General features: G+C 44.9%; 10 protein-coding genes. 7 read left to right on the forward strand and 3 right to left on the reverse strand.

The window, feature by feature from the left end; translation table 11 throughout:
* Window positions 1-14 precede the first annotated feature (14 nt).
* Complete coding sequence (locus WD077_10705; GenBank protein MEX0967698.1) at window positions 15-2,543, forward strand: FtsX-like permease family protein; 2,529 nt, start codon at window positions 15-17, stop codon at window positions 2,541-2,543.
* A 181-nt stretch (window positions 2,544-2,724) separates the two neighbouring features.
* Entirely contained in the window at window positions 2,725-4,656 is a 1,932-nt protein-coding gene (locus WD077_10710) for a T9SS type A sorting domain-containing protein (GenBank protein ID MEX0967699.1), read from the forward strand.
* Between the two features lies 1 nt (window position 4,657).
* On the opposite strand, the gene WD077_10715 is transcribed toward WD077_10710, so the two are convergent.
* The gene (locus WD077_10715; GenBank protein MEX0967700.1) at window positions 4,658-5,524 is read right to left on the reverse strand and encodes a hypothetical protein; all 867 of its coding nucleotides are present in this window, start codon (window positions 5,522-5,524) and stop codon (window positions 4,658-4,660) included.
* Between the two features lie 181 nt (window positions 5,525-5,705).
* On the opposite strand from WD077_10715, the gene WD077_10720 reads away from it, so the two are divergent.
* From WD077_10720 to WD077_10735, 4 genes are read left to right on the forward strand one after another with little or no spacing between them, the layout of a single operon-like run.
* A complete protein-coding gene (locus tag WD077_10720; GenBank protein MEX0967701.1) occupies window positions 5,706-6,617 on the forward strand; it encodes a glycosyltransferase family 2 protein in 912 nt (303 codons plus the stop codon).
* Complete coding sequence (locus WD077_10725; GenBank protein MEX0967702.1) at window positions 6,586-7,815, forward strand: hypothetical protein; 1,230 nt, start codon at window positions 6,586-6,588, stop codon at window positions 7,813-7,815. The genes WD077_10720 and WD077_10725 overlap by 32 nt, the downstream gene beginning before the upstream one ends.
* Window positions 7,812-8,888, forward strand: a complete 1,077-nt coding sequence (locus WD077_10730) for a glycosyltransferase (GenBank protein ID MEX0967703.1) — start codon at window positions 7,812-7,814, stop codon at window positions 8,886-8,888. The genes WD077_10725 and WD077_10730 overlap by 4 nt, the downstream gene beginning before the upstream one ends.
* Window positions 8,885-9,967 (forward strand): DUF1972 domain-containing protein, encoded by a 1,083-nt coding sequence (locus WD077_10735; GenBank protein ID MEX0967704.1) that lies wholly within the window; start codon window positions 8,885-8,887, stop codon window positions 9,965-9,967. The genes WD077_10730 and WD077_10735 overlap by 4 nt, the downstream gene beginning before the upstream one ends.
* 152 nt (window positions 9,968-10,119) lie before the next feature.
* Here the strand turns inward: WD077_10735 and WD077_10740 are convergent, their stop codons facing one another.
* Complete coding sequence (locus tag WD077_10740) at window positions 10,120-10,791, reverse strand: DUF2461 domain-containing protein (protein ID MEX0967705.1); 672 nt, start codon at window positions 10,789-10,791, stop codon at window positions 10,120-10,122.
* Window positions 10,792-10,884: 93 nt separating this feature from the next.
* Between WD077_10740 and WD077_10745 the strand changes: the two genes are divergently transcribed.
* Entirely contained in the window at window positions 10,885-11,733 is an 849-nt protein-coding gene (locus WD077_10745; GenBank protein ID MEX0967706.1) for a DUF1571 domain-containing protein, read from the forward strand.
* A 226-nt stretch (window positions 11,734-11,959) separates the two neighbouring features.
* Here the strand turns inward: WD077_10745 and WD077_10750 are convergent, their stop codons facing one another.
* Window positions 11,960-12,499: a hypothetical protein gene (locus tag WD077_10750; GenBank protein MEX0967707.1), complete on the reverse strand. Its 540-nt coding sequence runs from the start codon at window positions 12,497-12,499 to the stop codon at window positions 11,960-11,962.
* Window positions 12,500-12,869: the final 370 nt, after the last annotated feature.

The raw sequence follows: 12,869 nt of genomic DNA on the forward strand, positions 1-12,869 counted from the left end.
CGAATCCAATTTATATGTATAAATTTTTGTGGCTTTGGAAAATGGCCTGGCGCGACAGCCAGAAGAATCGCGGCCGCTTGTTGCTGTTTATTTCTTCTATTGTGTTGGGGATAGCTGCTTTAGTGGCTATCAACTCCTTCAGCCAAAACCTTCAATCCGATATTGACTTACAAGCAAAAGAACTCCTGGGTGCAGATTTCGAGGTGCATACCAACCGGGCCCTTTCTGACTCTATCTTCAGGCAAATTGATTCCATCCCCGGAGAGCGCGCAAGAGAATACAGTTTTCCTTCAATGGTGCTTTTCCCAAAAGGGGGCAGTTCACGGCTGGTACAGGTAAGGGCGCTGGAAGGGAATTTTCCCTTTTATGGTGCGCTGGAAACTGCACCACCTTCAGCCGGGATGTCCTTCAGGAATAAAAGGGGGGCACTCGTGGATGAGACCCTGATGCTGCAATTCGATGCCAAAATTGGCGATACGGTGCAGGTTGGGGAATCATACTTTATTATAGAGGGCGCTTTGCTTCAGGTGCCGGGGCAGACCGGGTTCAGTTTGGCTGTGGCGCCTTCAGTCTACATTCCTATGCAGTACCTGCAAAAAACCGGATTGGTGCAGGTGGGCAGCCGCATCCGCTATGAATATTACTATAAGCTGCCGGAACAGGTAGATGCAGAAAAACTGAAGGAACAGATGCAGGAAGCATTGAAAGATACCGATCTGGATTTTGTAACGGTAGAAGACCGCAAGCGATCCATCAGCCGCACATTTGAAAACCTGAGCCGGTTCCTCAACCTGGTGGCCTTTATTGCACTGCTGCTGGGCTGCGTGGGCGTGGCAAGTGCGGTCCATGTATACATAAAAGAGAAGATTGAAACCGTAGCTATAATTCGCTGCCTGGGCGCAAGCGGTACGATGGCTTTTCTCATTTTCCTGCTTCAAATCATCATCATGGGATTTATGGGGTCGGTGGCAGGTGCTGTGCTTGGCAGCCTTATGCAGACTGTGCTGCCCCAGGTGCTTCAGGATTTTGTGCCGATAGAGATCAGCCTCAGCATCTCGTGGAGCGCTATTTTTAGCGGAGTGGCCACGGGCGTTGGGATTTCGGTACTTTTTGCGCTACTGCCTTTGCTGCGCATCCGCAGGATTTCTCCGCTGCACACTTTGCGCTCCTCGGTTGAATCTCCTAAAAGCGACCGCGATCCCTGGCGATGGCTGGGTTACCTGCTGGTGGCACTTTTTGTTGCCGGGTTTGCCTGGAGCCAGGCTCAGAACTGGATGGAGGCCCTTGTCTTTTCCGGCTCTCTTGCCCTTGTTTTTTTATTGCTTGCCGGAACAGGAATGCTCATCATGTGGATCACACGCAGATTTTTTCCAGTGGGATGGAGCTATGTCGCAAGGCAGGGACTCGCAAACCTGTATCGCCCCAATAACCAGACGTTAATGCTGACCGTGACTATCGGAATGGGTACGATGCTCCTTTCTACGCTGTTCTTTACGCAAAACCTGTTGCTTGACCAGGTGAAAATGTCCACCAGTGGCGCACAGCCCAACATGGTGCTTTTCGATATTCAGCCCCACCAGGCCGAATCCGTGAAAAAGCTGGTGGAGGCGTATGACTTGCCGGTGCTGCAACAGGTTCCCATTGTCACTATGCGCCTCGTAGAACTTAAAGGAAAAGACAAGCAGGAATATGCCAGCGACACCACCTCCGATATTTCAAGCGGAGTATTTGACCGGGAGTATCGCGTTACCTATCGCGACCATCTCACCGATTCGGAAGAACTGGTGGCAGGGGAATGGCCGGCAGAAAAAGATGCACAGAACAGGATACCGATTTCCTTAGAAGAAGGATTTGCAGAACGGATGCATTCAGGTATCGGAGATGAGTTGCTTTTCAATGTGCAGGGAACATTGATGCACACCTACATCAGCGGTTTGCGCGAAATTGAGTGGAATCGTATTCAGACCAACTTCGTGGTTATTTTCCCGGAAGGAGTGCTGGAAGATGCTCCCCGGTTTGAGGTCATTATGACCCGCACTCCCACTGACAGCGTTGCGGCCGTTTTTCAAAGCGCTATGGTAAATGAATTTCCTACGATCTCAGTCATTGATATTACCCTTATAAAGGAAACGCTGGATGATATTCTGGGTAAGATCTCATTTGTGATCCGGTTCATGGCAATGTTCAGCATTTTTACCGGAATCCTGGTGCTCATCAGCTCTATCATTATCAGCAAGTTCCAGCGCATCCGCGAGAGCGTATTGCTGCGAACCCTGGGGGCCAGTCGCAGGCAAATCCTGCTCATTAATGCCATGGAATATTTTCTCCTGAGCAGTATTGCCTGTATTACAGGAATATTACTGTCATTGCTTGCGACATGGGCGCTTGCGGTTTTTAGCTTTGAAATGGCGTTTATTCCAGACCTGCTTCCCGCACTTTTCATCTATTTCATTATTACCGCCATCACCGTAGCACTGGGCCTCCTGAACAGCCGGAACGTTCTCAATAAGCCTCCGCTGGAAGTCCTTCGAACTGAAGTATGAAGGCCAAAGATGAATGCCACTTTAGGCCATTCAGTTTCACAAAGAATATTTTATGGGGTTTCTTGCCTTTAGCTCTTGAGTTTACGCAGTTATTTCTGGCTATTTCCCGAAAAAACTATTTGTAATTTTATTTTACATTTTAAATTTGAAGAAAAATTTTATGTATTTAAAAACACAACCCATGGATAATCGCAACTTCTTTATTATCGCATTTAGTTTTCTGCTGTGCGTATTCGGCACAGAGCCACTCCAGGCACAGGACAAAGGACTTTTTGAAAAGTCGATAACCTTTATGTCTTCACCACGGACCCTTTCATATTTTGTTCCCCAGGATTATGATTCTACTAAGAAATACCAACTTATGGTAGGGCTTCATGGCCTGGGAGATAATAGCACGAATTATAGAAATGCACTCATAACCTCGCTGAACTGGCGAAACCATTTTCCGCAAACCATTTTCGTATTTCCTGACGGAGGAAATGATCAGGGAAAAGATTTCTATGAACCGGAAAATGATGAAGAAATAATCGGTGAAGCAATAAGCTATACCATGCAGCGCTACCATATTGACACAGACAGGGTCATCCTTCAGGGATTTTCGCTGGGTGGCAGAAGCGCCCTGAAATATGGACTGGATAATCCCGGAGAATTTTTTGGTCTGCTGCTCAATACGCCCGCCATACAAGGTATTCTGGATGCCGAAAACGATCCACAGGCAGGAATTGAATATAACTACGCAAATGCCTCCCAGATTCCCGTACATATTACGAATGGTGCTGAAGACTTTTTTTACCTCTGGTCAATTGAGCGAATATTCGAAGAGATGGTAAAAAATAACGGAAAAGTATATCATGCAGCGGTTCCCGGGCTTGGGCACTCTGTTGCAGCTTTCAGCCATCTGGAAGGCGCCATTCCGTTTTTTGAAGATCCTGCAACCGCGCCCTATGATGCGGAGATCATTAAAATTGATGCCCCACAAAGAACCTGCGGCTCTCCTGTGAACACGCAAGTCCTGATCAGAAATACCGGAAGCCAGGATATAACAGAAGTAGAATTGGAATACGAAGTAAATGGCTCCAGCCAGAGCCACACATGGAGCGGAAACCTGGGTTCGTACGAGAATGCCTGGATACCGTTGCCGGGCCTGAACCCTTCAGCAGGTTCGCATACGCTTGAGGTGGAAATAACTAGCCTTAACTCCGGCCAACCGGATACTATTTCCACCAGAAATACACACTCGGAAGATTTTATAATAGCCGGAACAGGCATGGCTTTGCCACTCTCTGAGGGATTTGAAAGCATTGCAATGCCGCCTGCAGGTTGGGTTCAAAACCAGACCGGCAGCATCTTTTTATGGTATGTAGATGATGGCGTGAGCAGAGATGGCCAGAATTCGATAGCGGCATTTAATACCATCTTGCTTTTCAATACGTATGGAATCAGAGAAGAGATTATGTCGCCCGTTTTAGACCTGAGCACTACCGGCAGTCCTGAGCTGAGTTTCGACATGGCATATAACTACCATAAATATACACCGCCATACTTTCCTGAAGATACCACGTTTGCTGACACGCTTGAAATTGCCATCTCCACGGATTGTGGTACAACTTATACCGTTCTCTATAAAAAAGGGGGCGAAGAATTGAAAACCTTTGATGAAGCGATCCTCAATCCACTTTCGCTGCCCTCAGTTTTTCTGGATCCCGAAGAGGATGAATGGAGAACTGAAAAGATAGATCTAAGTGCATATAGCAGCGAGACGGATGCGATTATCCGGTTTTCTTATATCTCAGCAATTGGTGGCGCCATAAATATTGACAACGTTCTGATTGATCAGCCTTCCTCAGTGGAAGAACGCGAGGATAACTTTTCCTTTGAAATTTATCCTAATCCGGCAAACGACCATTTCCGGGTGAGAGCCACTGGTGCGGGTGCGCATACCGTGAATCTTTATGATGTCTCCGGCAGAAGGATCCTTTCGGACAGCTTTGAAGCAAATGGCCAGAGCGAAACCTGGATCGGTACGCAGCACTTTAAGAATGGGATTTACTTCGTGGAAACCATCAGCGCCAAAGGTGACTTTGCCCGGAAGAAGCTGATCATAAACAGGTAGGTTATACCTTTTTTAGTCTGGCTTGCATAATGGTGGTTATTACCAGGCCTGCGCCAATTGCAGCCAGCCCAAAGATTTTCAGAAAATCAGAGAGAACCGGTTCGGAAGGTTCGGTGCGGGGTGTAAAATCATCCAGCATGGTCAGATTCCTGGAAAGCAGGAGCTTGGCTTCCTGATCCTTTTGCATTTGGAAAAGCTTGTTTCGCTCTTCATAAACCTGAATAGGATCGGGCGATTCCATAAACAGCAAACCGGGAGATATTCTTTCTGACAGCATACTTTTTTCGACTACCCGCTTCAGGCTGTCCAGTTGGATGATTTCGTTTTCCAGCGCATCTATAGAAGTCTTAAGCCTTCTGGTCTGCACTTCGTGAACCTTGACCGCGAATGTATTGCCTGCCAGGTATTGCATCAATTTGGGTCCCAGATATTCATATACAGCCGGATCGTTTGCCACAACCAGGATTCGCAGCAGGGTTCCCATAATCGTTGAGTCTTTCGAGGGTCTGCTTTCCAGCAGCTTGATTTTATTTATTCCCTCAGCACCTGTTGCCGGGATATCAAGCGTCCTGGCCAGCCCTTCAAAATTTTCATCCAACAGGTATATCTCCAGGTTTTGAAGAAAGTCCTCATAGTAGCCACGGGAAAGATGAGAGGACGAGAGCGTCATATCAGAATAATATACAGGCGGGCTGAAATGATGAAACAGCCAGCCCGCTCCCAATCCAACTCCTGCCGCCAGGATCAATACCCAAAAGAAACGGGCAATGCCGGTGAAGAAAATGGCCAGTCCCGCTCCCATCTTTTTCAACTGCCTTGATAACCAGTTAATAACCGGCCCCAGGTCAAGTTCTTCATCTGATCGCATACCGTTTCTTTTTCGCTGTAAATCTTCATTCGGTTCCATAGGCCGCAAAATAGTGATTAGTGTTTAGTTTTGAATTTGCAAATTTGAATATTTGCCGCGAATACAGAATTCCAAGGCGACCCGCTAAAGCTCAGCCTTTCCGGATCAGTATAAACTTGCACTTTTTACAGCCTCCATTCCTGTGGTCTATATCCTGATCGTAAATCATAATAATTGGCACGACACTGCATCGTGCGTTCAGTCTTTGTTAAATTCTCATTTTAATAAATTCAGGATTGTAATAATAAATAATGGCGAAAACCGGCCCGTTGCGGACGCTTTGCCCAGCGCCCGCATTTTTACAAATACTGAATTTAACGATTCTCCGGTCCACGAATGGGAAACGCTGAATATCGTCAACACCTCGAATCGCGGATATGGTGCAGCCGTTAATCTCGTGCTGCCAAAGATCTCCAGTGAAAAGGGTTACGCCTGGTTGCTCAATCCTGACATAATGGTGGAGCCGGAAACGCTGGCAGCACTGATGGCCTGCGCAGAAAGATCCACCGGAAAGGTGATTTTTGGTTGCAAGGTATATTCCGCAACAACCCCAGCCGCACTGCTTTATCTGGGCGGTTATCGCTTAAATGCCTGGTCCGGCACCATTCGCTTTATCCGTAACGAGGCGCAGGAAAATGAGCTTTTCGCTATTTCTGGCGGATGTCTTTTTGCCGCCACCGCTGCCTTCGCTGAAGTGGGTTTATTCCCCGAAGATTATTTTATTTATTGGGAAGATACCGAGTGGTGCTACCAGGCGCGGCTGCAGCAATACCGCTTGCAGGTTTGCCATAAGGCTATTTGCTACGACAAAGGCAGCACCACCATTGGCAAAGGATATTTAGCCGATTATTTTTATTCATACAATGGACTTCGTTTTCTGCACAGATTTTATCCGTGGGCGCTTCCGCTGGCAATGGCGGCTAATTGCGGCCGCATCATTAAGCGCCTGGCAGGAGGAAAGCTGAAAAATGCGCGGGCTATCTTACTTTCGACATTCCATTTCATCACTGGCCGAAAACCCAATGCAGACCGCTTACTCGCTCACCGTAAATAAATACCTGCTCTTTGCGGTGCTCTGCTTTTTCTTCAATTCGTTGGGGCTACCGGAAGGATTGTTATACACCACGCTGTTAGCGCCCTTCCTCTATGTTTGGGCTGCCCGGCATGGACAACGAAATATGTTGCGCAATTTTCTATTGTTGCTTGCTCCTTTTGCCATCATTCATTTTGCAGGAGGAGTTGACGGGAATAGCTATCTTATTTCAACCATACTGTTGTTTTCAGTTTTTATATACGTCAGGGCCGCCCATACTTTTTTTAAGTGGTATGACAGGCTTGAATATATTTTCTTCAGGATCCTGATTTTAAATTTTGTGCTCACCCTCATTGCGCTGATCCTGATATTTACTCCGGTTTCAGAGTGGATGTGGTTTCGAACCAATCTCACCGGGAACTTCAGGGAGTTTCCCAGGCTTAGCCTGTTTACTTACGAGGCTTCATATTATTCCACGTTGCTGGTTCCGCTTGTGGGTTTCTTCGGATTAAAGCTAGTTTTGGGAAAAACACAAAATCCGCGGTGGCTCATCCTGCTTATGGCCGGATTGCCACTCATACTGTCATTTTCGCTCGGCATTCTCAGTTGCCTGATAATAGCCACCGCCATTTTGCTTCTGATGAACCGCAGACAATTGCTGCTGAAACGCAGCGTAGCAAACCTGATTACCGCGGTCGCGATCCTTATGATCATTTCATTCCTCTTTCTGCTCGTTTTTCTTCCGGAGAACGTGCTGTTTCAGCGGCTTATAAATATTTTGGAGGGCAAAGATCTTTCTGCTAAAGGCCGACTGACGGAAGCTTACTTTTTCGCTACACGTTTCGCCACCGAAAAAAATATCTGGTTTGGGATTGGCATTGGCCAAATCAAAATCTTCGGAGAAGAGGTGATACGAAACTATTACAATTACCATATTGGGGATATTCCGGTGGTGCGAATTCCGAATGCTTTTGCCGAAACCATCGCAACTTTTGGTATCCTGGGTGCAGCAGGCAGATTGATCCTTGAAATTTATTTATTTATAAAAACACGGGTGTTTAATAATTACTTCCGGACATTGTTGTTTTTCACAATTTTCGTGTATCAATTTACCGGAAGCTTTCTCACGAATGTGGCTGAATATACTATCTGGGCACTGGCGTTTTGCAGTTGCTTTCCGCAGTTCGACCGGCCCGCTAAGGAAATGGAAGCACTATGAATGTACTGATGCTTATTCGTGCCACAGCTTTTGACGTGCAGGGAGGCGACACCATCCAGGCGCGGGCTACAGCGCGCTATCTGCGGCATGCAGGAGTTGAGGTTGATCTGAAATTGACCAGCGAAAGCATTGATTATTCCGAATATCAACTGATCCACTTTTTCAATATCATACGGCCGGCAGACATTCTTCCTCATATTGAAAAATCAAAACTTCCGTTTGTCATCTCGCCCATTTTTGTGGATTATTCTGAATTTGATAAAAAAGCACGAAAAGGAATTGCCGGATCATTAGCTCGCCTTGTAAGCAATGATTTTCTCGAATATCTTAAAGCCATAGCCCGAATGGCTGTTAACAAGGAAATGATCCGCAGCCGCGATTACCTGCTTTGGGGTCATAAAAAATCAATTCGTTATTTAATAAAAAATTCATCATTTCTTTTACCAAATTCAGAAAGTGAAATTATGCGTTTATTTAATCATTATAATATTAGAAATAAATATAATGTAATTCCAAATGGAATTGATACTGAAATATTTAAAGAACAAAACACACCTGAAAAGAAGCGGAATGGCGTAATATGCGTAGGGCAAATTCACGGACTTAAAAATCAACTGAACCTGATCCGCGCAATGAATAAAACGGATTTACCGCTGACGATTATTGGTAAACCTACCTTGAACGGTAAATCCTATTACGAACAATGCAGAAGGCAGGCAGGCGGCAATATCAGATTTGTTAATTTTCTGGCGCAGGAGGAGTTGGTGAAATGTTACCGCCAGGCTAAAGTACACGTACTGCCAAGCTGGTTTGAGACCACCGGGCTTTCTTCGCTCGAAGCAGCGGCAATGGGTTGCAATATAGTGATCACCCGCAAAGGTGATGCATTTGAATATTTTGGAGATTTGGCAACCTACTGCGAACCTGAAAGTGTGGAAAGTATCCGGCAAGCCGTGCTGGATGCGCATTCCCGGCAAGCGAGCCCCGGATTGCGCGATATGATTTTTGCACGGTATACCTGGAAAAAAGCAGCCGAAGCTACGCTGGAGGCTTATAAAACTACTTTGTCATGAAGATTGGAATTCTTGGCAGCCGCGGCATTCCAAACCGCTATGGCGGCTTCGAGCAGTTTGCCGAATATCTCTCTGCCGGGCTTGCGGAGCGCGGACACCAGGTTTGGGTTTATTCTCCGCATCAGCATCCTTACCACGAAGCTAAGCTGGGCCGTGTAAACATTATTCATTGTTACGATCCTGAAATTTGGCTGGGAACGGCCGGGCAGTTTATTTACGATCTGAATTGTATTCGCGATAGCCGCCACCGGGATTTTGATGCGCTGCTCTTTCTGGGCTACACAAGCAGCTCCGCCTGGAGGAGATTTTACCCTGAAAAGCCGCTGATCATCACAAACATGGACGGCTTGGAATGGAAGCGGGCCAAATACGGACAAGCGGTAAAACGCTTCCTGAAACTTGCGGAGAAATGGGCAGTAAATAGCAGTGATGTAGTGGTTGCCGATTCCAGTGCCATTGCAAAATATCTTCAGGAAAAATATAGCCGGCAGGTGGTAACCATCCCTTATTCCGCCACCGTATTTGAAGATCCTGATCCGCAAATGCTGGAACTGCTGAATTTGCGTCCATATCATTATGATATGCTCATTGCCCGCCTGGAGCCGGAAAACCATATTGAGATGATTTTACAAGGATATTTAAAAGCGAATATTTCACACCCATTTTTAGTGATAGGCGGCACAGACCGGAAATATGGTAAGTTTCTCCGGAAGCGGTTTTCTGAAAGCCGGATCAGGTTTGTAGGCGGCATTTACGATCAGCAGTTGCTGAATAATCTTCGCTACTACAGCCGGCTCTATTTCCACGGCCATAGCGTGGGCGGCACCAACCCTTCGCTCCTTGAGGCAATGGCTTCATCAGCCTCCATCGTAGCTCACGATAATCCCTTTAACCGCGCAGTTTTAGGAAATGACGCGCAATATTTCCAAACCCCAAATGAAGTTGCCCAACTAATCCTAAAAAAGGATGACCGTATATTTAAAAAATATATTAAAAATAACCTGGTAAAAATTCAAAATGAATATTCCTTAGAAAAAATTATTAATGGGTACAATTTAATTATGAGTGATGAATTGTGAATTAAATAAACACTTTGTGATTCTTCGTGCTCTTAGCACCTAAAGGTCAAATATAAAAAACTTAGTGCCCCTTCGAGTGCTTGGAGTCTTTGTGTCTAAAAATAAAAAACTTTGTGACCCCTAGTGTTCTCAGTGCCTTTATGTCTAAGCATTTAAACAATCCCCATTGCCTCTTTTAAATAATCATTCACAGGTTTCGCGGTCATGTAATAATCCATCATAATTTCCGGAAGGTTCGGCTTGAGGATAATATCAGCATCCGTTTCCACCATGTAGTAAAACTGTTTATTGAAAAGCAGCGGTTGTTCCTGTGCGGCATCTTTAAATTCCTTTGGCAGCACCTTGTTTTTCTCGCCTTTCAGTTCTCCAAATTTTGCTTTGAACTCCTTTTGGTTTGAAAGCTTTTCCAGTTTTCCGGGATGGGTAGCTATATGTTCCCGTAATTTTTGCAGCGTGTCTTTTTCCAATTGGTAGGCACCTCCGCCTATCCATGCTTTTTCACCCCCAAACTGAAAATAAAGACCGGGGTGTTGATGATCCTTTCGGCCTTGCGGGGAAATGATAGCAGCCATGTGCGTTTTATAGAGTGACTTATCCTGCGAAAACCGGATGTCGCGGTTGATGCGGAAAATTGCGTTCTTTGGCTCCAGTTGAATTTCGGGGTCCACGGCCTGGATTCGCTTTATCATTTCCTGAACAAAGCTTTGGAAAGGTTTTTTGACTGAGGTCTCATATCGTTTCCGGTTTTCATCAAACCAGGCTTTGTGATTGTTCTTTTCCAGTTCGAGGAAAAAAGCGATAAAATCTTTGCTGAAGTATGACATGGCAATTTATTTTTCGGAGCAATTTCGCAAATTCTTTGAGGGAAGCAAAGGTTTCGGTTGTCTTAATATTAACTATCAGAATTATTAAATAATATGCTTATACTGAGGATCATTGTTTCATTCCTGCTTATATTGATTGCAGATCAGGAACTGGCGGCACAGAATGCGATATCCATTGTGAGGAATATGTTTACGGCAGCGCATAAAGTGGAGACCTTGCAATATACAATGGCTAAAAAAGAGCGAATTGATGGTAAAATGGTTTCGCAGGTCTCCACCACCAAAATGCAATCAGAGCCGCTGAAGGTTTATATCCGCCAGCAAAGTCCGGAAGAGGGTCTCGAAGTGCTGTACGTAACGGGAAAGAATAACGGTAAGGCGCTCATCAATCCGAATGGCTTTCCCTGGATCAACGTGAGCCTCGATCCGCTGGGCGGACAGATGAGGAAGGATCAGCACCACACGATATTTCAATCAGGCTTCGGATATTTTATCGCTATCCTTGAAAACCTGATGAAAAAATACGAGGATGATCTACCGCGACTTGTAGTATATAAGGGAGAAGCAGAAGTGGACGGAGTGGCCTGCCACCGTATATTATTCGACAATCCTAATTTCGGATACCGGAAATACACCATACAGCCCGGAGAAAGCCTGAAGGATATAGCCCGCAAATTTCACATCGGTGAATACCAGATACTGGAAGCTAATGCTGACCTCTATGATTTTGATGATGGTGAACCAGGAATGGAGATCACCATCCCGGTGGATTATGCCCGGAAGATGGAAATTTTCATAAATAAACAGAGCCGACTCCCGGTACTTCTGCGGGTTTATGATGACAAGGGTCTTTATGAAGAATACCGGTATCACAATGTAAAAGTGAACCCGCCTTTCCGGGAGGATGAGTTTACCGAAAATTATCCGGATTATGGGTTTTAATGGACTTCAATATTCCGACTGGCGAATTATGGAAGTAATCAGATACACCAACGGGAAGGTTGGCGGTACTTGCTCCATAGCCTCCGGTTTCAACCGGGAAAAATGGGATAAAATAGAACATAACCGTTTTAACGGTTTACATTTAAAGTATGCGTTGTCTGCTTGGTATGAGTTACGTTGTCGCTAAATTCGCACCAGCGAGGCTACTCATATTGTGGCTAATTTTTTATTTAATCAAATGTCGTTCTCTCAAGTCTTCTCTTATTCTTTCAAATTCGGTTTGGTCGATTACGTCTATGTTCTTTAAATATTTCAAATTACTTAGTTGGTCTTCATAGCTTAAATCAGGGTCAAAATGTGTAAGTTCTTCCTTGAGTCTTGATTTTGTTCTTTCTCTTATTTGGTTAATGAATTTCATAACAGTCTCTTCATTGGGGCTATTAATGAAGAAGGTCAAGGCTTTTTGTCCGCCACGTAGAACAAAATGAGCAGCAAAGTATTTTTGGATACTCCACCAAAAAAATGTCCCCCACATAAAACAGAAGAATAAGAATAAAAAAGCGAGTTTATAATCTGTCCCGTCAGTAAACGCTTTAAAGGTCATAAAGGAAGTAACTATTAAAAGTCCACCGAATAGAACAGCATTTCCAATACCTTCTCGTGATTTAATTTTTACCAAATCAAGTCCGAGTTCATTATATCGAGCTTCCCATTCCTGATCATCAAAAGCTGAATTTTCCTTTATCAACACTTTTCGGTCTGTCAATTCGAATGACTTTTTCGATAAATAGTATTTCTGTTTTAGTTTCATTATTTTTCAAATCAGCCACAACTTTCCGCAGCCAAGAAACGCGGGGCTTTCGAAGCATTTTCCTGCCCGCCTGCGACAAAGGTAGCAACAAAGAACGAACCTTGTGGAAACCAATGTTCGCCTCATGTTTTCTTAGGTACTGTGTTTACTGGCAAAGGTATGGAAGATACCTAAATTTCCAGAGGGTGAAAATCCCGTGTCCGGCAGTTGGCTAATTGATCAGTATAACAAATAAAAGTCCTGAGAAATCTCCTCACAGCTTATTTTGATTTTACAATAACCAGTATATTATATCTACAATGGAATATTTGACCTGATCAGTTTA

Source organism: Bacteroidia bacterium, assembly GCA_040880525.1.
Taxonomy (GTDB): Bacteria; Bacteroidota; Bacteroidia; order CAILMK01; family JBBDIG01; genus JBBDIG01.